Below are 24,197 nucleotides of genomic sequence, written 5' to 3'. Positions count from 1 at the left end.
TTCTAGCATCACAATTCTATGCATCAACAAAATCGATAATTTCACTAAGTGTGTACATATACACTTGCTTTTGATCCACATGATAGACATTAATGGTACGAGTATCTGAGGCATAATTTAAGATACGACAAGGTATTGTCATGCGTTCTCGATTACGTTCAATAGATAATCGAACTAGCCGATTGTCATCTATATAATTCTGAATCCAGGACTGAATAGCTTCATCCGACATGTGTTGGGTCAGATTATTAGTATTCGTCTCTTCTGATTCTGAGGCATGCTTTACTGCAAATTTCGGGCTGGATGAAATGACTTTTGGAGCTTTCTTCGGCTCATTCACTACGGGTGAGGTAACCGTCTCTGGGCCTTTAAATGTCTTGTTAATCATAGCTTGTCTCTTTGCAGACAATGTTGCTTCAATGACTTGACCTAACTCCACGCCAGACTTCACTCGGTAATCTACAAGCTCACCGCGATTAAGAAGTTCGATTAGAGATTGAAGTGCGAGTGCATTAGAACGGTCTTTAATTAAAATATCCACATTAAATAAATAGGCGAGTTCTTCGTTGTTGGATGAATTATTCATAGTTCCCTCAAATCACACTTTTTCTTAAATCATACCATCTTTTGGTCGATTTTAATAGTCCTAATGGCATGTTCAGCAAAGTGGATACAGGGACTTTTGCTTCACTTTTTGAATAGTTCTGGAAGCGTACTTAGATAAGGTTCACGAACGATTCCTTTTTCCGTAATAATCGCTGTCACATACTCATGTGGAGTTACATCGAAAGCGGGATTAAACACTTTGACACCGACAGGAGCTGTACGTTTGCCATAAAATTCAGTGATTTCACTTTCGGGACGTTCTTCAATGGGAATGTCTGCTCCAGATGCTGTACTCAAATCTATGGTAGAGAGAGGTGAAGCTACATAGAACGGAATACCATGTGCTTTTGCGAGGACTGCTACTCCATACGTTCCGATTTTGTTCGCCACATCTCCGTTCGCAGCGACACGGTCGGTACCCACAATAACAGCCTGTATCCATCCTTTTGCCATGACAACAGCAGCCATATTATCCGTAAGCAGAGTTACATCTACACCAGCCTGTTGTAGTTCAAATGCGGTAAGCCTTGCACCCTGAAGGACGGGACGTGTCTCATCAGCAAATACTTTGAGAGATATCCCTCGTTCTTTGGCTAAATAAAATGGAGCGAGTGCGGTTCCATATTTGGCAGTCGCCAAACCACCAGCATTACAGTGAGTAAGTACGCCCATCCCACTTTCAAATAAAGGAAGGGCATGCTCACCAATCATTCGGCATACCTCTTCATCTTCTTGATGGATTAGAACAGCCTCTGCCATCAAACTTAGATTCAACATTTTGATATCTGAATATTGTTCGCTTAGCAGCGTAGCACGATCTTTCATTCGATTTAGAGCCCAGAAGAGGTTCACAGCTGTGGGCCGTGAAGTGGCCAAATAATCAGCAGCCTTGTGTATCTCTTCAATCCATTGCGCAGGAATGTCTCCTTCGTAAGCTTGTCCAGCTAATACCACTCCGTATGCAGCTGAGATACCAATGGCTGGTGCACCACGTACTTTCATAGTAGCGATGGCATCCCAGATCTCAGAGACGGCTTTTAGCTCTAAGAAGATGATGTGCTCAGGAAGCAGGCGTTGATCAAGAAGAAATAAGCGATCTTCCTCCCAGCGTAGACTTAGCAAGGGTCCTTCACTAGTTGGTACGAGAGTAGAATTGTCCGAATTGATTGTCCCCATTATTGTCTGACCTCCTCCAATACAGCCGCTTTTGCAATGGTAATAATTTCTTGAATATGAGTAGCTTTACGTCCTAGCTTGACTAAAGATGTGCCTATTCGAAGCGCAGTTCGCTGCGCATGGATGCGAACATATTCATCTTCAATGGTATCTACATCCGCTACATGAGATAGACCGACAATGCGCCGGATCATTTTGGCTCCTGCAAAACCAATCGTGTCACGTAGAATCTTTTGAATATAGATATCCTGATAACCTGGCGTAGTTGCTGTAATATCCACGATATCTCGGTTCCAAAGTGCTATGAAATTGCTCTCAAAGTGTTCCCATACATTTAAGATAGTCTGTAGTAAGAACTCTCTTTGGCTATTAAGCTTGTTAGCAGTAGCAGACCAGCCGGGTTGAGCAGCATAATTCAGCAATAGATTACCGATTACTGCACCGATATCAAAACCCATAGGGCCGTAATAGGCAAACTCGGGATCGATAACTTTGGTTGAGCTCGCCGTGACGAATATGCTTCCAGTATGAAGGTCACCATGTAACAATGCCTCTGTATGCGTAAGGAAACTTTCTCGGAGTAGGGCGATTTCGAGTTTGAGTTCTTTATCGTTCCAAAGTGCTTCAGCATCCGTACGAATCGATTCAGGAATATTGTTGTTAGGCGAGTCTCGATAAGGGTCTTCGAAAATGAGATCCTCTGATATTTTGCATAGATCTGGATTGATGAAACGAGCAAGTTGTTCTTTCTTCTGCTGTTGGTTCATCCCGAGATCAGACGTATAAAAAAGAGTGTGAGCTATAAATTTGCCAATATGCTCAGCAAAAAGTGGATAGTGATGACCGTCTATCAGTCCCTTACGCATAATCGTATGATCACTCAGATCTTCCATTACCGTAACTGCCAGATCATTATCAAAATTGAACACGGCAGGAACTAAATCTGGAACCAAGGCATATTGAATTTGCAGCGCTTCACGTTCTATGCGAGCACGGTCCAGGCTTAAGGGCCAAGATTCACCGACAACTTTAGCATAAGGTAGAGCTTGTTTGATAATAATACCTTTTCTCGTCTTTGCATCTGTAATTCGAAAGACCAGATTAAGATTACCATCTCCAATTTCTTCACTTAGAAGTTCAGCTTGCTCTGAGAAATGGTTAGGAATGGAACGGGCTAATGCGACTGCCTCATCAAGAGTCAGGGGATGATAGTGGGACATCAACATACACCTCCGAATAAATTGCTTGTCTAATTGTTATTCTCATTTGTGTAAAGTTAGTATATCGGAAAAGTATTGGTTTTTGTATTTTTTTTTGAAAAGAATGGTTGTTTCGCTTGGAGCTCTTAAGGGTAAAAATAAGACAAGAAGGCACACAATCTTTACAAGTAACATTATTAGTCAGCTCTAGGTTTTCCTAGAGATGAAATAAATTTAACAATAATAGAAAAGAGGGATTTATCATGGCTAAGACAGATGCTAAAGCAACAAGCAAAACTACAAAAAATGCAGGACTTGAACAAGTACTGAATCAACAAGTAGCAAACTTGAACGTATTGTATGTGAAAATTCATAACTACCACTGGTATGTGAAAGGCAACAACTTCTTCACATTACATGTCAAATTTGAAGAGTTATATAATGAAGTAACTCTGAAAATGGATGAAATTGCAGAACGATTGCTTACCATTAAAGGCAGTCCAGCTGCTACCCTAAAAGAATATTTGGAATTGTCTACAATTCAAGAAGCAACGGGTAAGGAAGATCCGAACACTATGGTTCAAAATTTAATCGAAGACTTTGCAACATTGTCTGAGTCTTTCGCTGAAGGTATTGAACTAGCTGATCAAGCAGAAGATGATGCTACTAGCGACTTGCTTACTGGATTTAAAGGCGAGTTCGAAAAACATATGTGGATGCTTCGCTCTTACCTAGGTTGATCTGCAAAGAATATATAGTGACTATCGCTACCTTTCCAAAGGTGTGTAAGCACGAAAGAAACAGCTTGACTGCTTAGCAGTCAAGCTGTTTCTTGTTATAAAGTGTACAATGTAAAAGGCAGACAACTAGCCTTCTTGTCTCATTGATAAACATCTAGAAGTAAGGTAAAATAAATTGAGAATCAATGAGAATCAGTTAGAATAATTCTAATTAGATACTCATTATGATATAATGATTACACTAGGGAGCGTCCCTGATGAAATAATATGGACATCTCATTTAACGATTAGACGGAGGGATCAGCAGATTATGGCTACACAGTTTACTATTGAAGGTTTGAAAGCAACAATCGAAGGAAAAGAAATTTTGAAGGGCATTAACCTTGATATAAAAGGTGGAGAAATCCATGCTATCATGGGACCCAATGGTACAGGTAAGAGTACACTTGCCTCAGCTCTAATGGGCCATCCAAAGTATGAAGTAACTGAGGGTCAAGTAACACTGAATGGCGAAGATGTACTCGATATGGCTGTGGATGAACGGGCTCGTGCAGGCCTTTTCTTGGCTATGCAATATCCAAGCGAAATTGCTGGGGTAACGAATTCTGACTTCTTGCGTAGTGCGATTAATGCTCGCCGCGGTGAAGGTAATGAAGTATCTCTTATCAAGTTCATTCGCCAAATGGAAGGCAAAATGAAGGAACTTGAAATGAACCCTGAATTTGCTCATCGCTATCTGAACGAAGGATTCTCCGGCGGAGAGAAAAAACGGAATGAAATCCTTCAAATGCTTTTGCTTGATCCGAAGCTCGTAATTTTGGATGAGATCGACTCAGGCTTGGATATCGATGCTCTTCGTATTGTAGCTAATGGAGTTAACTCTATGCGTAGTGAAGATCGTGGATTCTTGATCATTACCCACTATCAACGTTTGCTAGACTACATCACTCCTGACTATGTACACGTTATGATGCAAGGTCGTATCGTAAAATCAGGTGGTCCAGAACTTGCAGAACGTCTTGAAAAAGAAGGATATGACTGGGTTAAAGAAGAGCTAGGTATCGAAGATGAAACTGTTGGGCAAGAGGCTTAATCGATAGGAGGAGAACAGATGACCACACATACCATTCTTCCGGTTGACCTCGAAGCTGTTACAGCCTTCTCAAAGTCAAATGGCGAACCGGACTGGTTGACAGAAAGCCGTACTAAGGCTCTCACGTTAGCCGCCGAGTTGGAACTGCCAAAACTGGAAAAGACAAGAATTGACCGCTGGACCTTGAACAATTATGGAGCGCCTCGTTCTGGTACACAGATTACAGAGGAGCTTCCAGAAAGTTTATCCAGTCTTATAGATATTAATGAACACAGTAATCTGATCGTACAACGCAACTCAGGAGTTGTATTCACTAGACTTTCTTCGGAATTGCAAAGTCAAGGGGTTATCTTCACTGATCTAGAAACTGCGATTCGTGAGCATAGTGAATTGGTTCGCAAGTATTTATATACGGCAGTACCTGTGGAAGAGAACAAACTGACTGCACTGCATTCTGCTCTTTGGAGTGGTGGTATTTTCTTATATGTACCTAAGAATGTAGAAGTTGAAATTCCTCTGCAAGCCGTATTCCTAGTAGACGATACATCTGCTGTATTTGCTCCGCATATTCTTATCGTGGCAGATAACAATAGCCGTATTACTTATGTGGATAATTATATTTCTGGAGATCTAAAAGAAGAACTGGTTCACAATGGCGCAGTTGAAGTGTTCGTCAATGATGGTGCTAAAGTCCAGTTCGCTTCAGTACATCATTTGGGCGTACAAATTACGGATCTTATTTATCGCCGTGCTGTAGTTGGTAATGATGGTAGTATCGAATGGATTCTAGGTGAGATGAATTCAGGTAACGTAATGAGCGAGACCCTTAGCGTGCTTAAAGGTAACGGTTCAAATTCCGATGCTAAAGTCATTGCTGTAGGTACTCACAACCAAAAACTGAATTACACTACCAAGGCTGTTCACTGGGGTAAGAGTTCAGATAGTCAAATGATCACTCGTGCTGTAATGCGGGATGAGGCTACAGCAATCATTAACGGAATTACCAAAATAGAAAAAGGTGCTACGAAAGCAAACGGCGAGCAAACAGAGAAAGTTCTGATGCTGAGTCCTAAAGCTCGTGGAGATGCTAACCCTATTTTGCTAATTGATGAAGATGATGTAACAGCAGGTCACGCAGCATCTGTAGGCCGGGTAAATGCGGAACAAGTATACTACTTGATGTCTCGTGGTATTTCTCGTGCTCAAGCTGAGCGATTGATCATTTATGGGTTCTTAGCTCCTGTCGTATCCGATATTCCACTTGCGCAACTGCAAACTCAGTTACAAGCTCTTGTGGAAAGGAAGCTGGGACAATGAACAGCGAGTGGATCAAGGAACATTTCCCGATCCTGAATCAAGAAATTAACGGCCATCCGCTTGTATATCTAGATAGCGCTGCAACTGCTCAGAAGCCACGTGCTGTTATTGAGGCTATGAAGCATTATTATGAATGGGATAACGCTAATGTTCATCGTGGTGTTCACACGCTAGGCAGCCGGGCTACGGATGCCTATGAAGGTGCACGGGAGAAAGTGGCTCGCTTTATCAATGCTGCTCGTACTCAGGAGATTATTTTCACTCGGGGTACGACTACGGCATTGAATATTGTAGCTTCTTCGTACGGCCCATCTGTACTAGGTGAAGGCGATGAAATTGTAATTACACAGATGGAACATCATAGTAATTTCATTCCTTGGCAACAGTTAGCTCTTCGTACGGGGGCAACCCTGAAATTTATTCCTCTTCAAGCCGATGGAAATGTAACTGTAGAAGAAGCTGAGAATACTATCACTTCTCGCACAAAAATTGTAGCCATTGCTTATGTATCTAATGTTATGGGAGTTGTCAATCCGATCAAGCAGATCGCTGACATCGCACATCGACATGGAGCTGTTCTCGTCGTAGATGGAGCGCAGAGTACACCTCATATGAAGGTAGATGTCCAAGATTTGGACTGCGACTTCTATGCATTTAGTGGTCATAAAATGTGCGGACCTACGGGCATTGGGGTACTCTATGGTAAGAAGGCGCTACTGGAAGTGATGGCGCCTATCGAATTTGGTGGGGAAATGATTGATGATGTGGGCCTATATGATTCCACTTGGAAGGAACTCCCTTATAAGTTCGAGGGAGGTACACCTATCATCGCAGGAGCAGTAGGTCTAGGTGCAGCGATTGATTTTCTGGAAGAGATCGGAATGGATAATATAGAACGACATGAGACCGAACTAGCCGCTTATGCGATGGGACGTCTCTCAGAAATTGAGGGTATTCAAATTTATGGACCACGTGAAAGATCCGTAGGCTTGGTGACATTTAATCTCCAAGACGTACATCCTCATGATGTCGCTACTGTACTGGATTCCTCCGGGATTGCTATCCGTGCAGGACATCACTGCTGTCAGCCTCTCATGCGCTGGTTAAAAGCCAGTTCAACGGCTAGAGCAAGTATCTATCTGTATAATACAGAAGCCGATATTGATCGTCTGGCAGCAGCACTGGTTCAAACAAAGGAGTATTTTGCATGAGTCAACTTGACGATCTCTACCGGCGGGTAATTATGGATCATTACAAAACTCCTCGAAACCATGGTAAATTTGATGAGGATGTAGTTACAGTGGATCTCAACAATCCTACATGTGGTGACCGCATCTCTCTTCAGTTGAAAGTGGAAGACGGCATCGTACAAGATGCACGTTATACAGGAGAAGGTTGCTCCATTAGTATGTCTTCAGCATCGATGATGACGGAAGCCGTAAAAGGAAAAGGTATTCAAGAGGCTCTGGATTTTGCGGATCGGTTCTCCTTGATGATGAAGGGTGAAACGGTAGATTTTGATGATTATGAAGATATTGAAGCCCTGTCTGGGGTAAGTAAGTTCCCTGCTCGAATCAAATGTGCAAGCCTTGCATGGAATGCACTCCGTAAAGGAATAGACGCAGAAGCTTAAGTATTTTAAATTATAGGAGGTTATGGATATGGCTAAGAAAGCGCCTGATATGGAAGAATATCAATATGGTTTCCGCGATGAGCATAAATCAATATTTCAATCCGGTAAAGGATTGACTCGTGAAATCGTAACTGAAATTTCCAAGATCAAAAACGAACCCGATTGGATGCTCGATTTCCGTCTGAAATCACTGGAGCAATTCGAGAAAATGCCGATGCCTAAATGGGGCGGGGATCTTGATGATCTCGATTTTGATGACATTCAATACTATGTAAGACCTTCAGAACGTCAAGGAAAAACTTGGGAGGAAGTGCCTTCTGAGATCAAAGAAACGTTCGACAAGCTCGGTATTCCTGAAGCAGAGCAAAAGTATCTTGCGGGAGTATCTGCTCAGTACGAATCCGAAGTTGTATATCATAGCATGCAAAAAAGCTTAGAAGATCAAGGCGTTATCTTCACAGATACCGACACTGCACTTCGTGAGCATCCAGAAATTTTCCGCAAATATTTCAGCACTATTATTCCTCCAGCAGACAATAAGTTCGCAGCACTCAATAGTGCCGTATGGTCTGGCGGTAGCTTCATCTATGTTCCAAAAGGTGTGAAATGTGAAGTTCCTTTGCAAGCTTACTTCCGCATTAACTCCGAGAACATGGGACAATTTGAGCGTACACTGATTATTGCTGACGAAGATAGCTTCGTTCACTATGTAGAAGGTTGTACAGCTCCAATCTACAGCACAAACTCCTTGCATAGTGCCGTGGTTGAAATTCTTTGCTTGAAAAATGCACGTGTGCGTTATACAACCATTCAAAACTGGGCCCCGAACATTTATAACCTAGTTACCAAACGTGCTGTGGCTGAAGAAAATGCTACTATGGAATGGGTTGACGGAAATATCGGATCTAAGCTTACGATGAAATATCCTGCGGTAGTTCTTAAAGGACGCGGCGCTAAAGGATCTGTACTTTCTATCGCTGTTGCTGGTAAAAATCAACATCAGGATGCAGGGGCTAAAATGATTCACCTTGCACCAGATACAACCTCTACAATTGTATCTAAATCCATCAGTAAGCATGGGGGTAAGGTTACGTACCGGGGTCTGGCTTCCTTTGGACGTCAAGCAGAAGGTGCGAAATCCAATATCAAATGTGACACATTGATCCTGGACAACGAATCTACTTCAGATACTATTCCGTATAATGAGATCATGAATGATAACATTATTCTAGAGCATGAAGCGACCGTATCGAAGGTATCCGAAGATCAACTCTTCTATCTCATGAGCCGTGGTCTAACGGATGCTGAGGCTACTCAGATGATCGTTATGGGCTTCATCGAGCCATTCACCAAAGAACTTCCTATGGAATATGCGGTGGAAATGAACCGTCTCATCAAGTTTGAGATGGAAGGTTCTATCGGTTAATATCCTATATATTGATACATTCAGGTTTTAAAGATATTGATCTGTGAAAAATGGTCGTGCTTTGTTTGTGCCGATCATTAGATCTTGTCATGTAGGAGGCGAACTTTAAGTTCGTCTTCTTTTTTCTGTCATCAAGATAGTTTTCTGCTTTTGTTGTGAATAATTTCACCGATAGGGTTTTAATGCTACGCTTATGGAGAGGATAGAATGGTGTTCTGGCAATTTGGCAGGATTTCTTTGGCTAATATATATAGTTACATTTGGCTTTCTACTAAAAGATTAATTATTTAGTTTTAGGTCATCGATGGAATGAACTTGTTGTAATTCCCCGAACTTACCAATGTTCTCTTTAAACTTACCTTTATTATCACCACTTATAAAATCTGACCCTTCAACAAATACGAACTTACCTTGATAGGCTCCTTTGACTACATATGAATTACTAGTTACAGGACCAATGTATTTATCTAGGAATAGAATAGCCTTTTCCCCAGATTGAAGTACATAATTACCTTCAAGAACATTCTCACTATTGTGATAAAAACCACCTGTTTCTAAAACTTTAATATAGTCTACATTCAATTCACCTTTATAAATTTTATTGATTTTCACACGAGTTGATGTAAATATTGCATGGTTATATTCAAAAGATGTACCTTTGTCTGCTTCGACTTCAACAATAACTTCAGAGCTGTTCTTAAGCTCATCAACCGTCTCAAAACCTTCAGCTAGATCACCACTGGATATTGTTTTAGTGTCGTGTACATTTGCTGTTGCTGGTTCAATATCTTGAGAATTGCTGTGATTGATGACATTAAAATAAACTAAAACTCCGGTAATGATAGTAGTAGTTACTACAATAGAAATTATTCTTTTTTTCATATTTTTCTCCTTTAATAATCTGAATTGGCGCTTTTATAATTAGATAGTTAGGTGGATATTAATAACAAAATTATTAATATTTTCTTTTATGGACGTTTCTAATTCACTTTAAGTTGCATCAAAAAAAGATGGCCGCTTTATTCGCAAACCATAGCCTATCTTAGCAATGTGAAGGAGATCTTGATAACAAGGGGGGAATAGGAAATTAGATATTGTGAAATTAAATGAAGAGAAAGAAAAAAAGAGCATTGGGGCCGACCGAGTAGCATCATTCTGCTGAAATACTTACAATTGACAAGAAGGTTGTCCGTGGGTTAATCCCAGCGTGTATGGCAGTGAGTAAACTCATTATTTCTTCTCAATGTGTTGCACGGATTTGGTTCAATAAAAAAATTCTTATGTGGAGTCAGTTATATATCTAAGTCAAGGTTCTATTGTAAATCTGATCCATTACTTAGAAGATTCAATTGAATTCAGATGAGGAGATTCAAATTTTTTATAGTCATAATCTGTAATGTAATGTCTCAAAGATGACTTGTATCTAATCATTTTTCCAAAACAGATATTGTACTAATTCGATTGGAATCATTTTATAATCGTGATCTCTCTGTATAATCTGTTTAGAGCAATTCTTTATTGAAGCTAAGTAAATTTATTTGTTGTTGAATTGAGAATCCTCTTGTAATTTCCCAAACAAGAGAGAATGACCATCATACCAAGTCTTTAGGGTTCGTATTTGATAATTCCAGCAAAAAGTTTCAGATGAGGAGGGATAGGTCTCTAATAAGGTAATATGCTGTGAATTATACTTTTGATAAAGCTGCATGTGAAGATATTGTTTTGATATACACAGCACTATTACATAACAGAGTAGACATGTACTTAAGATTTTAAATACAGTTGAACTAACAGTCGAAAAAAAACTGAAAATGATTATGAGTGTGAAAATTACAAGCAATATATAATCAACTTGATTAAAGATTGCATATTCATATTCTTTCTTTGTGAGTGGGTATAAAAGAGCAACTCCGTTTTCCAAGAAATCAAATAAAATATGACTTAACAAACACATAATTGAAATCATATATGTAGTTAAAAAGTTATATTTATTATGTTTATATAATTGTGAAATAAAAATATTCAAAAGAATCGATGCAAATGGTATGACAAGCATGGAGTGTAAAAAAATTGAATCTATCAATTTTTCGATATCTGGTAATACTGCAATTATGCCTCCATATATACAATAGTAAAAGTGTCTAGCCTTGATAACAAACACATTAATAAAATAAACTATGGTGAAACCCATAACAAAATGTATTAATTCATGTAAGTAAGATGACATAACATAACCCTCTTTCTATTTATGATTATAAAAACATTCAATGATTTTCTCTGTATTATTGTTCTCACTTTTAATACAATTTCATAAATTTATGGCTTGATCATTTTATAAAATTTTGACAAGTGAGTACCTTAAATAAACAACATTTTTGTTCTTGGTCAGTTATAAATTCGGATTAATGCAAAGCAATTTAATAAGCCAGCTGCTCAAAGATGTTGAATAGAATAGGCTAGTTGAATGAAGTCAGCATATTGATAATAATTTACAGGTAGTATGCAATAAAATTAGAGGAATACGGGATAATACTAAAATCTAAAATTATTAAAAAAAAGAAATCCAAATATCATTAATGATGTTTGGATTTCTTTGTGTAGATCTAGTATTCAGATAAATATCTCCTGTATATCAATATGAGATTCACGAGATAGATCGGCGAAACGCGTCTCGGTCTTGACGAGAGGGCGAAAGAAATCTGCAGGGTTGGTCATGACGATGGAGCCAAGTTCTCCAGAGGAAAGGCGAACCTTCTTACCTATAAAATTCGGGATCATGTGGCGAATGAAGGCCTGCGTGGCCTCAGGGTTGAATTTACCGAAGCTAAGCCTGTACAATTCATGTAGTACAGAAATGAGTTCTTTTTTATTCTGGTAGACGCGATTGGAGGTCATGGCGCTATATACGTCTGCGATGGCAGTGATCTTAGCAAAAGGATGGATTTGTTCGTCCCTCAGGCCGTTCGGATATCCTGTACCATCTTCTCGTTCATGGTGCTGCAAGGCCACTTGGGCGGTTAATTCATCTTGAACGGAATTGCGAATAATTTCGTAACCATGTAGGGTATGTAATTTGATAATTTCATATTCTTCGGGTGTGAGCTTGCCTGGTTTGTTCAGAATTTCATCTGGAATTTTGCTCTTGCCGATATCGTGTAGAAAACCTGCTTTACCTGCTTTGTATGCATTCGGCTGGGAATAACCAAGCCATAAGGCAATATAATAAGAGAGCATGCCTACTTGCATAGAATGGTTGTATGTATAATTATCCTTACGATCTAACATTAGAAGCAGTGACACTACATCTTTTTGATCCGTTAATTCATGCATGATAGGCTGAAGAAGATCATCGACATCACGTTCATCGAATTTCCCTGTGGTTAAAGCCTCTAGAAAAATAGATTCAAAGGCATGTATGGCCTCATTGAATTGAGGTTCAAGCTTCTGAAGAGATGAAGTCTGGTGTGGTTCTTCAGTTATATCTTCTACATGCTCGATATCTACGTAGTCTATGTTGTGTTGTACAAGCTTAACGATGGACTCGCTCGTGAGTGGGGTACCTTTGCGAAGAACAAATACGCCATTATCATTGAAAATGTCACTCTCAAGTAGGTCGCCGGGGTTGACTTCCATTACGTGCTTTCTCATGGCTTGGCCTCATTCCTGATGGTTGTGGGATAGTCTGATTTTATCAGGTAATTTTTGGTGTGACAATGCTTTAATGGGGAAAAGGACACCCTTTAGAGGTGTCAATTCGGTTCAAGGGGATTCCAAGGTCCTTGTTGATATCCCAGCCAAGTAGAACCATTGTCCCAAATTTCCTTTTTCCAGATCGGGACTGTATTTTTTAGACGTTCTATGGCATAGCGGCTAGCTTCATAACAAGCATCTCTATGTGGGGAAGAGACGGCGATAATTACGCTGATCTCCGAGACATGAACTACACCTATTCTATGGCTTATTGCACAGAGGGTACCTGGCCATTTATGATGGACTTCAAGCCCAATGTTCTGCAAGGCTGTAAGCGCCATGGGAATGTAAGCTTCATATTCCAAGTGAATGGTCTTCTGTTCACCTGTCATTTCTCGTGTCGTTCCCACAAAGGATAGGGTAGCTCCGTGATTTCGATGAATGACTTTCGAAGTGACTTGATCTACTTGTAGGGGGTTGGAAGTAATTACATACATTCCGTCCTCCGTAGCGTGTTCGGTTACGTTATGATGTTGCTCTGCTGTCTCTTCACCTCCGGATACGGGAGGAATGAGGGCAATTTCATCACTCGAGTGAATGGGTCTTTCAGGAAGGGCATATTCTTGATTGACAGCTACAAAAGAAACTTGGAGCTGTGAGGTTGCTGAAGGATAAGCTGTATATAAAAATTCCTTTAATTCATTAACAGTTAGCGTGGTAGTGGGGATATCTAATTGCAACGTGGACGTGCCTAGTCGGTCAGCGAGACCCGCGAACAAGTGTATGGTAATATGCATGTTGGTATTCTCCTTATTATGCTTTTAGAACCCTTTTAATATATCATAGATAGTAGAACGAGAGGATAGACGGGTGAAAACTCCAACATTAGCCAAAGGAGGCGTTCATGCGGGTGAAGTCAAATCAGGAAATGCTAACTATTGTCCATACCAATGATCTGCACAGTCATTTTGAAGCTATGCCCCGCATTGCTCAGATGATTCAAGATGAACGTCACAGCACGACGGAGCATATGCTGGTCTTTGATATTGGAGACCATATGGATCGAATGGCTTTGGAGACGGAAGGTTCAAAGGGACAAGCCAATATCGATGTCATGAATCTGATGAACTATGATGCGGTAACGATCGGGAATAATGAAGGGCTAACATTCACTGCGGAAATGCTTGAACAAGCCTATGCAGGATTGACCTGCCCTGTTGTATGTTGCAATATTCACGAAGCACATACCGAGCTTCCCCCTCTATGGATGAATCGCCATGTTCTGCTGCAAAAAGGAAGTATACGCTTCGGTGTAATTGGAGCGACAGCGCCCTATCCAGATTTTTATGACTTATTAGGCTGGACAGTTTTAGATCCTTTGGAATCCATTCGATCTCAGGTGGAGCAGATTCGTTCGGAAGTAGATCTGATTGTCATTCTGTCTCACTTGGGGTTACCCACGGATAAGGAGCTAGCCATGCACGTCCCTGGCATTGATCTTATTTTAGGTGGTCATACGCATCATCTTCTCGAAAAATCTTTAGTAGTTGGGGAGACGACACTTGCCGCAGCTGAGAAGTTCGGGCATTATCTGGGAAAGGTTATACTTCAAAAGAATAACTTGACTGGTCAAGCATACATTGTATCAGGTCAAAGTATTCCTGTGGTCGCTGGACCGGAGGATATACTAGTTAAGCAGTCTATAGCCATGCATAGAGAACAAGCTATGGTACAGATGAATCATACCGTGGCAATTACTAACCATGTGCTGAGTATTGATTATAATGTTGAGTCTCCCTTCCCCAATCTTCTTGCCCAAGCTGTGCGAAGATTCACGCAAAGTGAAATATCGCTAGTTAATTCTGGACAGCTACTAGGCGAATTACACCAAGGAGATATTACAGAGCGGGATTTGCATGCCTTATGCCCATCTCCTATTAATCCTTGCCGAATGTATCTGAAAGGAGAGGATATTCTCTATAGCCTGGAGCAGTCGCTTCTTCCAGAATTTACGCAAAAAGTAATTTATGGATTTGGATTCCGAGGTAAAGTGCTTGGCGGGATAGCCGTGGATGGAATCGAAGTTCTTTATGATCCGCTGGCTCCTCCTTATGAGCGCATTCTTGAGGTAAGCTTGCAGGGCGTCCCGCTGCAAAAGGAAAAGGAATATATCGTGGGAACATTAGATATGTTCACCTTTGGTATTGGTTACGAGCGCTTGAAGCAAGGCACGCAAAGAGAATATATTTTACCGGAATTTCTTCGAGATCTATTGAGGTTGGAACTGCAAATACCCGGTGCTGTAGAGGCTTCCTATTTGGAGCGATGGATTCCGAAGAATAAATGCGAATTCATGTAAAGTTTCATCGGTTCTGCCGATAATATGATGTAATGCCTATATTTTAATTCAGGAGGATATTATGAGTATATTTGTAGCAATTATTTTAGGTATCGTGGAGGGGCTAACTGAATTTATCCCAGTCTCTTCAACAGGGCATATGATACTAACCGCAAAATTATTAGGATTCAATGATCAATCTCCTGAAATGAAAACTTTTGAAATCATTATTCAGTTGGGTGCTATTCTTGCCATAGCCATTGTGTACCGGGAACGTATTCTTAATCTACTCGGTATTACAAAAACAAAACCATTATTTAAGAATCAAGTGCCATCTCAGCGTCTCAATTTAGTTCACATTATTTTAGGATGTCTACCTGGTCTAGTCATTGCTTTTATTTTCCGTCATCAGATCAAAGATCTGTTCAGTGCAGGTACGGTTATAGGGGCTCTCGTAGTCGGCGGTTTGTTCATGATTTTCGCAGAGTGGTTCGGTAATAATAAAGCGCGCGTTACAGCGAAGGAAATCGATCATCTAACGTATAGACAAGCGCTTCTAATTGGGTTTTATCAATGTATATCCATTCTGTGGCCTGGATTTTCGCGTTCGGGTTCTACCATTGCGGGGGGGATGTTAAGTGGAGCAAGTTATCGAGCATCCGCAGATTTCTCGTTCCTGATCGCGATTCCAATGATGTGTGCAGCCTCAGGATATGAATTGCTGGAATCATACAAGTATATTACTGGTGGAGCTTTAGGTTATTTTATACTCGGATTTATAGTGGCATTCGTAGTAGCGTATATTGTAGTAGTAGCCTTCTTGAACTTGCTTCAAAAAATTAAATTAAGGCACTTCGCATATTACCGGTTCGTGCTTGCCGCCTTATTCTGGATTTTTATTATGAACTAAACCGGCTTATTATTGTTGAGATGGAGTGAACTTAGTGCGTTTATTACCAGTTACATCGCTCCAGCCTGGAATGAAGCTGGCCAAAAAAATCTATAATGATGAAGGTCTTACGCTTCTGTCTGAGAATGCAGAACTCACCAGCAGTCTAATACGCAGGTTAAGTGAATTAGGATTGAATCAGGTTTATGTCGCAGATCAATTAACGGAAGATATCGACATTCCAGAAATGATCTCGGATGAGACGAATCGTCAGGCCATGCACGAAATTCGCCACAACTTTCGTAAGATGATGGATACGTCGATGAAAGGTTTTGTCTATCCTTTTCTAGGCAAAACCTTCTTGAAAGTTGTGGAGAATATTCTCGATGACCTCTCTTCGCGTGAGAATGTCATGATTATGCTCATGAATATTAACAGCACAGATCAATATTTGTATCGTCATTCACTTAACGTTTGTATTTATACTATTCTGCTGGGTAAGGTGCATGGCTACAGCAAAGATGATCTAGCTATACTAGGGTTGGGTGCTTTGCTCCATGACTTTGGAAAAACGAAGATCTCGCCTGCGCTGCTGATGAAGCCGGGTAAGCTAACCGCTGCGGAATTCGAAATTGTGAAAAGCCATGCAAATATTGGGTACCGTCTTCTTAAAGATGAACCTGGCATTCCACTATTGGCCGCCCATTGTGCTCTTCAGCACCATGAACGAATCAATGGCAGTGGTTATCCGCGGGGACTTCATCAACATGAGATTCATGACTATGCCAAGTGGATTGGAATTGCAGATTCTTATGATGCGATGACCACGCACCGAGTATATCAGACCGCACTTCTTCCGCATCAGGCATCTGAGATGTTGTATGCAGGGTGTGGAACCTTATATGAGAAAGAAAAACTTGAAATTTTTCGGGATCATGTAGCTGTATACCCGTTAGGAATTACTGCAAAGTTGAGCACGGGTGAACGTGGGGTTGTCGTAAAGATCAATTCTGATGTACCTCAGCGTCCAGTTATTAGAATTTTTGAGGACAGCTACGGACAGGATGTATCTGCTCCTTATGAAATTGATCTAGCTACCCAATTATCTATTGTTATTACTCAAGTTGAAGGTAGTATGATGGAAATGATTTATGCCTAACTGCATGGAGCTAAGCTTGGCCCGTCCCTTTAAGGGGCGGGTTTTTGCTGACTGTGCGGATTTTTACGGATCGTGGTATGATGAAAGTTAAGAAAAATTACTTGTTAGGTTTAACAATAGAAATAAGGTGTGTACATTATGAGTATAGTTAATTCAGCAACACAGATTTACCCTTCGATGAGTCCAGCTAATGATCCATGGGATCCTATTCATTCTCTTCGAATGCACGGCCGGCATATGCTGACCAGCGTAGAGATGACGATCACGAACCTATGTAATATGCGCTGTGAGCACTGCGCAGTAGGGGATAGTCTTGTCATGAAGGAGCCTGAGCAAATTCCACTGGAGCTGATGTTACGTCGTCTGGATGAGGTGGAGCATTTGAGAACCATAAGTATCACAGGCGGAGAACCTACATTTCGCAAACAAACGGTCGAAGACAAAATCATTCCATTACTTCGGTATGCCTCGGAGCGTGGAATCAAAACACAGATCAATTCGAATCTAACGTTAGATTATGAACGATATGAACAACTTCTCCCTTATTTAGATGTAATGCATATCTCTTTTAACTACACGGGACCGGAAGATTTCCATGAGGTAGGATTTGCACGAAGTGGGCATCCAGTTCGTCGTGAGGTAAGTGATCGTATGTATCATGCCATGATTGAGAATACACAGCGGCTTAGCGCAGCTGGAATGTTCATTAGTGCGGAGACCATGATTAATTACCGAACACATGAAAAATTACCGGAGATTCACAAGTTGATTCTAGATATGGGCTGTCAGCGGCACGAAGTGCATCCTATGTATGCAGCAGATTTTGCTGAAGGGCTACCTGTCCTATCCTTAGAAGATATGCGTAAAGGGATTCATTCGTTACTAGATGCTCGTGATCCCAAAGTATGGATGTTATTTGGCACGTTGCCTTTCTTTGCATGCAGTAACGTCATGGAAGATCTGGAATTGGTTCGTAGACTACGGAAAGAGCCCATGGTTACGGTGCGGAATGACCCCGATGGAAGGAATCGAGTGAATGTAAATATGTTCACGGGAGATGTATTTGTTACGGATTTTGCAGCCATTCCTTCTTTTGGCAATGTGATGGGAGAGAAGCTGGATGATATCTTTAACAAATGGATCGATACGCATCCTCTGAACCAGACTGTAAATTGCCACTGTGATGCTGCCGCATGCTGTGGACCAAACTTACTCGTCTCGGATATGTATTACAAACAAACAGATTTCAAATCGCGTCAAGCGATTATATAAAAGAAAAGAGGCGTTATTGTTGGCAGAATTTGAGATAGGCAAGTTAATCCTTAATTTGTGTATTGTATTTGTTCTGGTCTTCCTAAATGGCGTATTCGTGGCTGCTGAATTTTCCTTAGTGAAAATGCGGCAGTCTCGTCTGACCCAGCTGGTGAGCGAAGGGAATCGCCGGGCCGGATTCGCACTGAAGGTCAATCAGAGATTGGACGCCTATCTGTCCGCAACTCAGCTAGGGATTACGCTGGCTTCACTTGGACTGGGTTGGGTCGGAGAACCAGCCATTTCTGAACTTCTCATCGAACCGTTAATGCACAAAATGGGTGTGACGGATGGTACACTCATCACAACTGTATCTGTAGCGGTAGGATTTGCTGTGATTACCTTCCTTCACATCGTTCTGGGTGAACTTGCTCCTAAATCTTTAGCCATCCAAAAAACAGAATCGACAACCCTTTGGCTATCGGCACCACTTATGTATTTCTACAAGATTTTCTTGCCGGTCATCTGGCTATTGAATTCAGCTGCGAATGGAATCTTGAAGTTAGTAGGCATCGAACCTGCCAACGAAGCAGAAGCAGCTCATTCTGAAGAAGAAATTCGAATTTTGATGAATCAGAGTGCTAAAAGTGGCGTGATTGATAAAGATGAAATGAAATTAATGGACAATATCTTTGATTTCTCAGATCTTCTAGCTCGTGAAATTATGCTGCCTCGTACCGATATGGACTGCTTATATACGAACATATCTTGGCAAGAGAATATGAAGATTGTAAGTGAAACGAAGCATTCCAGATATCCGGTAGCCGTGGAAGACAAAGATCAGATTATTGGATTTGTACATATTACCGACTTATTACTTCCTGATCATGAGCCGACAGAACGATTAGAAGACATCATTCGTCCGATTTTGAACGTACCCGAATCTATGGAGATTAGCCAAGTGCTGAGACTTATGCAGAAAAAACATGCTCAAATGACACTAGTGGTTGATGAGTATGGCGGAACGGCGGGCTTATTAACAGCGGAAGAGATTCTAGAAGAGATTGTAGGCGATCTCCATGATGAGTTCGAAGACGAACGTCCAGAGCTCGAACTGCTGCCCGATGGAAGTTACTCCGTCGATGGGAGATTGCTCCTCGAAGAAGTGAATGACCTGACGGGTATCGAAATTGAAGACGATGAAGTGGACTCCATTGGAGGTTGGCTTTTCAAAGAACTAGAAGGGTCTCCCGTCAAAGGGAAAAAGATTCAAGTTGGCAATTTTGTATTCGAAGTATCCGAAGCTTCTCGCCTTCGTATCTTGCGAATCCATATTCGAAGGTTAGTATCCAAGTCTGAAGAAGTGTTGGAAGAGAATAAGGAATAGAATGAGGAATAAAGTAAGGTATAAAATATAAGTGAAAAAGCTCCTTTGGTCCTGTAAATGGGAACAAGGGAGCTTTTGTTGTTAAACTGCAAGAAATTTGCACTGCAAAAGGACAGCTATACAGCATTTCAAAAATGCATCATCAGTTCAACATCCCTCATTTGTAAAATAAAGCGATTGGCAGATCGCCCATACTTTAGAGCAAGGACGGCAAAGTTGAGTCCAATCTGTCCTTTTTTATATATGAGATCCTCCCCGGTAAGAAGGGTATACGTATACCTTGGAGTCTCTTCTATCTCATAACGCTGGTAGGGACCATCTATAGAAAAAAAGAATTCTACATGTACATTCATAGCATCTGCGCTAGCTTCTACTAGAATTTGTGAAGGTTCTGCTACATCTGCATTCGTATCATAATAGGCATAGACTTGTATGCCTTCGATCGGTTGCTCTTCTCTAGGTGGCACGTTGTGAGGTGCAGGGACACTTAAGAAAGCATCCCATTGCCCTTGTAATACTCGCCGTTCAATTTGATCCAGCCGCTTAGCAGCAAAAGACAAAGATACTTTGAAGGTAGCCGAGATATATCCAATAGCTTCTTCCCGAGGTTCAGGTATAGGACATGTTCTGAGCATGAAAAAAGGAATGGCTGCATACATCCCGAATTGATCCGCCTCCATTTCTTGCCCCTCTCGAAATAATTCAGGCAGTGTTCTTTGATCTCCCACATGCCTAACAATATGACCCACTTCATGTAAGAAAATTTCGCGCAACTCTAATTCATTCGAATGCTTATTAAGAAAGATAAGTCGATCTTCCTTTTCGGAAAATGAGTGGCAGCTTACGTAAATTACTTCAATATCAAAACTTGCTGCGATGGAATGAATATCTAAATGTTCGGGAGTAAGAAAACCTTGTTCTATGTAATGTTGGCTTATCAATTCTTCAAGTAAAGTACTTCTATAGTAGGAATAGGGCATAGGTTAGCCTCCGTTATGGGAATATACGTTCTGTTTTTTGCTAAAAAGAAAAGCCATTTCTGGCAAAGTTTTAAGTGTTATGTTTCTCTTTTTTGTAATTGTTCTTGCAGACGTTGTTTGGTCTTACGGTATCTCGCAAGGGCGGCTTCCATCTCTTCGATCTCATCGGGAGTGTACTTGTCTGGTCCACCAAAGAAAGAAAGGCTATCTTCTTGAGATGCCAAAGGTAAGGTGTCATCGGTTAACCCCAAAAGATAATCTGAAGTAACCTGAAATAGATTACAAAATAACACCATCTCGCTATCCTCAACAGGTCTCTTTCCAGCTTCAATTCGTGAAAGCACACTGTTGTTGATTCCTATACGTTGAGCAAGATCAAGTTGAGTCATCCCTCGAGTCTCTCTTTGTTTTCTAATTCGATCTCCAGCTAAAGACACTTCTTCACCACCTCATCCTAGTCCTCATAGATAGATCATAACACTTCTCTAAAATAGAAAACAAATATTATTGCTAAAACAACAAAATTGTGTTGATTATAATGTTATTGATGTTTAATATGTTAATATATTTGCTGAAATAGAAAATAAAAAATTTATAAATTTAGATTTTAGTTAATTCTTCTTTATATTTTTGATTTATTGCTATTACAGCAAAATAAGATATCTTCTTGATTTTATAACTACTTAACTTACGGAGGAATATTTATGATTGGACAAAGAAACCACCTTACAGATAACGAAGAGCTCACAACTTTAGATAAGTTGAACATGAGAGATGCTCTCAATCAATATATGAAAAACAAACGGATGATCGATCAATTATCTAAACAAGCCACACTTACTCCACGGCAGACAGAGATTCTAGAGCTAGAGAAATGGAGCATAGAGAATATCGATATGGCGTTCCAAATGATTGAGGATGAAGAAGTGAAGCGGATCATAGAGCACCGTTATATCAAATTAGGTCGTCATAAGGATGCGGTGATGTATTACCGAAGTATTATGAGCGAAAGAACGATAGATCGCCGAATTAATGCTGGGATTGAGAGCATGGCGAGGACCTTAAAGTTATGGGGAGTACTTTAGCATAGACGGGATCGTGACGGTGTAATGACAGAGTTATGGCAGAAGCTGGGAGATATATTAGACACAGGTAGAAGATACCTGGTTCCATTGTTCCTTGACAAAGCTGCTAGTGTTAAGAGCCATATAGGTCGTGTGAAAAGCCGAAACGGCGAAGTAGACGGGAAAGTAGGTGCGGTATCCGTAAGTTACGCGGAGGTTCAGATGCCTTGTTCCGAAAAGCGACCCTTCAGAAGTGAGGTGATGATCAGCACTATGGAGGATGAATCAGTCTGGTGGATATACATCAAACGAATTCAATCCATTAACTGCGAAAGGTGGGGGTTACAATCATCCCATTACAACAAATCTGTTCTACGGTCATTCAAGGACTAGAAGAGCATACGGGTCTTCTGGTCTATGAAATGGATGACAGCAAAGATCTGAGCCAAACGCTGTGTCTAGGCTATCGATTCTCAACAAACATCGTCAAAGGACGCGGGTTCCCCATCTTAATTCAAGAAGGCGATATACAAAGACAGTTTGACACGATTGGCATGACATTATCTATTTTCTCATTCGCTAAGAATGAAATGGCAAGGTTAGAGAACAGCTTGAAAGTGCGTGAATGGTTCGATTTTCAAGGAAGGTTGAAGCTGAAAGAAGCCGTTAATGTCGTTGTAGTTGATATTGGACAGAACAAGGATATAGAGAACAATCTAGTAAGTTATGAGACCTCAGCCGTAAGAGTAGATGTTGTACTTCGGACCGTCGATATTACGGAACATGCAGTGAATACGATTGAACAAGCAAATTTAAAAGGAGCTGGACATATTGGCACAACCTAAAGATGTGAACGTCATTATTGATATCAAACGACCTACCCCTGTAGTAGGCTTTGGAAAACCTTTAATTATTGGAAGCGGTGCTGCTGCTAAGGCCTACACTTCTTATTCTAATTTGGAAGAAGTAGAACGTGATTTTGCAAAAAATACGGAAGTGTACAAAGCAGCAACGGCTATTTTTATTCAAGAACATCGTCCTTCTGAAGTAGCCGTCATGATTAAGAAAACCGATGATCCTTGGGAAGCTTTCTTGGCTAGCGTATTTGATAAAGACTTTTACTTCCTGATCTCAACCAGCAGTACTTTAGCTAATATTCAAGCTATAGCTGATGCTGTAGAAGCTAATGATTCTCGTCAGTTTTTTGCGAGTTCTAGTAGTCTAGTAGATGTAGCTACACTTAAGGCGAAGAAATATAAAAATACAACGGTCTTCTACCATACCCATGTAGATAATTATCCAGAAGCGGCGCTTGTTGGTGAAGCCGGATCCAAACCCGTGGGCAGTATTACTTGGAAAGGCCAGCGCCTAACTGGTGTACTTCCTTTGGATCTCACTGCAAATGAAGTAAAGGCCATTGAAAATGCAGGAGCGCTTACTTATGTGAACAAAGCAGGAGATGCTGTAACTTCCGAGGGGAAAACACTCAGCGGCGAATGGGTTGATGTCGTTCATGCCAAACATTACACCATCCATAGCATTGAATATGAAGTGCAGAAATTGTTCAACAATGCGCGCAATCAGAAGATTGGATATGACAATACGGGCATTGCCCAAATTGAAGGGGCCGTACGAAATGTGCTTCAGCGCTGTCTACTTCAAGGCGTAATTGCTCGCGGTGAAGATGGTAGCGGTCTATATAGTACACAGTTCATTACTAGAGAACAAATTACAGCAATCGATCGAGCATCCCGTGAGTATAACGGTGGCAGCTTTGAATTTGAATTATCCGGGGCTATCCATGAGACTACAATTCGTGGACTAGTTACTTACTAAAGGAGGAATAGGGACTATGAAAGGAACTACTTACGATCCGAAGGATCTTACAGTTACGGTAAAAGGCATTTATTTAACAGGATTTTCAGAGAGTATGGCGGAATTTGAAAAGGATGAAGAGAACTGGACCGCTAAGGTAGGAGCTCAAGGGGATGTGGCCCGTTCCAAGGTGAACAATCCACTAGCCACCCTGAAAATCACTTTACTTTCAACCAGTCCTCAAGTGGCACTCTTAGATAAAATTGCAACGTCCGGTGAACTGGTGCCGATTTCTGTAATTTTCAATGGTTCTCCCAAGGAGACCTTAACGATTACGGAAGCTTATCTGAAGAAACCCGCAACCCGTACCTATAGTAAAGAGATTGAAGACAGGGAATATGAGTTCCAATGTCTAGATGCAGAAATGAACTAAA

At 40.9% G+C, this 24,197-nt stretch carries 25 protein-coding genes; 16 read left to right on the top strand and 9 right to left on the bottom strand.

Annotated features, from left to right (window positions below; all coding sequences use genetic code 11):
- Positions 1-16 precede the first annotated feature (16 nt).
- The 3 genes from J2Z69_RS17940 to mtnK all read right to left on the bottom strand — a co-directional run bounded on the left by J2Z69_RS17940 (position 17) and on the right by mtnK (position 3,002).
- Positions 17-586, bottom strand: a complete 570-nt coding sequence (locus J2Z69_RS17940; protein ID WP_209865923.1) for a hypothetical protein — start codon at positions 584-586, stop codon at positions 17-19.
- Positions 587-687: 101 nt separating this feature from the next.
- Positions 688-1,782, bottom strand: coding sequence for an S-methyl-5-thioribose-1-phosphate isomerase (mtnA, locus tag J2Z69_RS17935; RefSeq protein WP_209865921.1), 1,095 nt, complete (start codon positions 1,780-1,782; stop codon positions 688-690).
- On the bottom strand, positions 1,782-3,002 hold the full coding sequence (gene mtnK / locus J2Z69_RS17930) for an S-methyl-5-thioribose kinase (protein WP_209865919.1): 1,221 nt from the start codon (positions 3,000-3,002) through the stop codon (positions 1,782-1,784). The genes mtnA and mtnK overlap by 1 nt, the downstream gene beginning before the upstream one ends.
- Positions 3,003-3,244: 242 nt before the next feature.
- Between mtnK and J2Z69_RS17925 the strand changes: the two genes are divergently transcribed.
- From J2Z69_RS17925 to sufB, 6 genes are all read left to right on the top strand, one after another.
- Positions 3,245-3,721, top strand: a complete 477-nt coding sequence (locus J2Z69_RS17925; protein ID WP_209865916.1) for a Dps family protein — start codon at positions 3,245-3,247, stop codon at positions 3,719-3,721.
- Between the two features lie 310 nt (positions 3,722-4,031).
- Positions 4,032-4,814 (top strand): Fe-S cluster assembly ATPase SufC, encoded by a 783-nt coding sequence (sufC, locus tag J2Z69_RS17920; RefSeq protein ID WP_209865913.1) that lies wholly within the window; start codon positions 4,032-4,034, stop codon positions 4,812-4,814.
- A gap of 18 nt (positions 4,815-4,832) precedes the next feature.
- Positions 4,833-6,131 (top strand): Fe-S cluster assembly protein SufD, encoded by a 1,299-nt coding sequence (gene sufD, locus J2Z69_RS17915; protein WP_209865910.1) that lies wholly within the window; start codon positions 4,833-4,835, stop codon positions 6,129-6,131.
- Positions 6,128-7,342 (top strand): cysteine desulfurase, encoded by a 1,215-nt coding sequence (locus J2Z69_RS17910; protein ID WP_209865907.1) that lies wholly within the window; start codon positions 6,128-6,130, stop codon positions 7,340-7,342. Before sufD ends, J2Z69_RS17910 begins: the two co-directional genes overlap by 4 nt.
- The gene (sufU, locus tag J2Z69_RS17905) at positions 7,339-7,764 is read left to right on the top strand and encodes a Fe-S cluster assembly sulfur transfer protein SufU (RefSeq protein ID WP_209865904.1); all 426 of its coding nucleotides are present in this window, start codon (positions 7,339-7,341) and stop codon (positions 7,762-7,764) included. Before J2Z69_RS17910 ends, sufU begins: the two co-directional genes overlap by 4 nt.
- 28 nt (positions 7,765-7,792) lie before the next feature.
- Positions 7,793-9,190 carry a Fe-S cluster assembly protein SufB gene (gene sufB / locus J2Z69_RS17900; RefSeq protein WP_209865901.1) on the top strand — a complete coding sequence of 466 codons (1,398 nt, stop codon included), beginning with the start codon at positions 7,793-7,795 and terminating at the stop codon, positions 9,188-9,190.
- 279 nt (positions 9,191-9,469) lie between these two features.
- Here sufB and J2Z69_RS17895 read toward each other — a convergent pair whose 3' ends face one another.
- From J2Z69_RS17895 to moaD, 4 genes are all read right to left on the bottom strand, one after another.
- On the bottom strand, positions 9,470-10,072 hold the full coding sequence (locus tag J2Z69_RS17895; RefSeq protein WP_209865899.1) for a hypothetical protein: 603 nt from the start codon (positions 10,070-10,072) through the stop codon (positions 9,470-9,472).
- A gap of 652 nt (positions 10,073-10,724) precedes the next feature.
- On the bottom strand, positions 10,725-11,381 hold the full coding sequence (locus tag J2Z69_RS19490; RefSeq protein ID WP_425355024.1) for a metal-dependent hydrolase: 657 nt from the start codon (positions 11,379-11,381) through the stop codon (positions 10,725-10,727).
- A 419-nt stretch (positions 11,382-11,800) separates the two neighbouring features.
- Positions 11,801-12,838 carry an HD-GYP domain-containing protein gene (locus J2Z69_RS17885; RefSeq protein WP_209865893.1) on the bottom strand — a complete coding sequence of 346 codons (1,038 nt, stop codon included), beginning with the start codon at positions 12,836-12,838 and terminating at the stop codon, positions 11,801-11,803.
- A gap of 101 nt (positions 12,839-12,939) precedes the next feature.
- A complete protein-coding gene (moaD, locus tag J2Z69_RS19350) occupies positions 12,940-13,677 on the bottom strand; it encodes a molybdopterin converting factor subunit 1 (protein WP_209865889.1) in 738 nt (245 codons plus the stop codon).
- A gap of 107 nt (positions 13,678-13,784) precedes the next feature.
- Between moaD and J2Z69_RS17875 the strand changes: the two genes are divergently transcribed.
- The 5 genes from J2Z69_RS17875 to J2Z69_RS17855 all read left to right on the top strand — a co-directional run bounded on the left by J2Z69_RS17875 (position 13,785) and on the right by J2Z69_RS17855 (position 19,904).
- Entirely contained in the window at positions 13,785-15,239 is a 1,455-nt protein-coding gene (locus J2Z69_RS17875) for a bifunctional metallophosphatase/5'-nucleotidase (RefSeq protein ID WP_209865887.1), read from the top strand.
- Between the two features lie 61 nt (positions 15,240-15,300).
- Positions 15,301-16,128: an undecaprenyl-diphosphate phosphatase gene (locus J2Z69_RS17870; protein WP_209865885.1), complete on the top strand. Its 828-nt coding sequence runs from the start codon at positions 15,301-15,303 to the stop codon at positions 16,126-16,128.
- Positions 16,129-16,162: 34 nt separating this feature from the next.
- Positions 16,163-17,266, top strand: a complete 1,104-nt coding sequence (locus J2Z69_RS17865; protein ID WP_342591621.1) for an HD-GYP domain-containing protein — start codon at positions 16,163-16,165, stop codon at positions 17,264-17,266.
- A 138-nt stretch (positions 17,267-17,404) separates the two neighbouring features.
- A complete protein-coding gene (gene yfkAB / locus J2Z69_RS17860; protein ID WP_209865884.1) occupies positions 17,405-18,538 on the top strand; it encodes a radical SAM/CxCxxxxC motif protein YfkAB in 1,134 nt (377 codons plus the stop codon).
- A 16-nt stretch (positions 18,539-18,554) separates the two neighbouring features.
- Positions 18,555-19,904, top strand: coding sequence for a hemolysin family protein (locus J2Z69_RS17855; protein WP_245339441.1), 1,350 nt, complete (start codon positions 18,555-18,557; stop codon positions 19,902-19,904).
- 128 nt (positions 19,905-20,032) lie between these two features.
- Here J2Z69_RS17855 and J2Z69_RS17850 read toward each other — a convergent pair whose 3' ends face one another.
- Positions 20,033-20,884 (bottom strand): ImmA/IrrE family metallo-endopeptidase, encoded by an 852-nt coding sequence (locus J2Z69_RS17850; protein WP_209865880.1) that lies wholly within the window; start codon positions 20,882-20,884, stop codon positions 20,033-20,035.
- 77 nt (positions 20,885-20,961) lie between these two features.
- Positions 20,962-21,321: a helix-turn-helix domain-containing protein gene (locus J2Z69_RS17845; RefSeq protein ID WP_209865878.1), complete on the bottom strand. Its 360-nt coding sequence runs from the start codon at positions 21,319-21,321 to the stop codon at positions 20,962-20,964.
- 267 nt (positions 21,322-21,588) lie between these two features.
- Here J2Z69_RS17845 and J2Z69_RS17840 point away from each other — a divergent pair, with 267 nt between their 5' ends.
- The 5 genes from J2Z69_RS17840 to J2Z69_RS17820 are packed head-to-tail and all read left to right on the top strand — an operon-like array spanning position 21,589 to position 24,196.
- Positions 21,589-21,969, top strand: coding sequence for a hypothetical protein (locus J2Z69_RS17840; protein WP_209865874.1), 381 nt, complete (start codon positions 21,589-21,591; stop codon positions 21,967-21,969).
- Positions 21,970-21,993: 24 nt separating this feature from the next.
- Complete coding sequence (locus J2Z69_RS17835; RefSeq protein ID WP_209865872.1) at positions 21,994-22,341, top strand: hypothetical protein; 348 nt, start codon at positions 21,994-21,996, stop codon at positions 22,339-22,341.
- Positions 22,284-22,793, top strand: a complete 510-nt coding sequence (locus J2Z69_RS17830) for a phage neck terminator protein (RefSeq protein ID WP_209865869.1) — start codon at positions 22,284-22,286, stop codon at positions 22,791-22,793. Before J2Z69_RS17835 ends, J2Z69_RS17830 begins: the two co-directional genes overlap by 58 nt.
- On the top strand, positions 22,780-23,784 hold the full coding sequence (locus tag J2Z69_RS17825) for a DUF3383 family protein (protein ID WP_209865865.1): 1,005 nt from the start codon (positions 22,780-22,782) through the stop codon (positions 23,782-23,784). The genes J2Z69_RS17830 and J2Z69_RS17825 overlap by 14 nt, the downstream gene beginning before the upstream one ends.
- 16 nt (positions 23,785-23,800) lie before the next feature.
- Positions 23,801-24,196, top strand: coding sequence for a phage structural protein (locus tag J2Z69_RS17820; protein WP_209865863.1), 396 nt, complete (start codon positions 23,801-23,803; stop codon positions 24,194-24,196).
- Position 24,197 lies beyond the last annotated feature (1 nt).

This window comes from Paenibacillus shirakamiensis (assembly GCF_017874255.1).
GTDB classification, from domain to species: domain Bacteria; phylum Bacillota; class Bacilli; order Paenibacillales; family Paenibacillaceae; genus Fontibacillus; species Fontibacillus shirakamiensis.
Note: the sequence above shows the minus strand (reverse complement) of the source record. Positions and strands in the feature narration are given on the sequence as shown.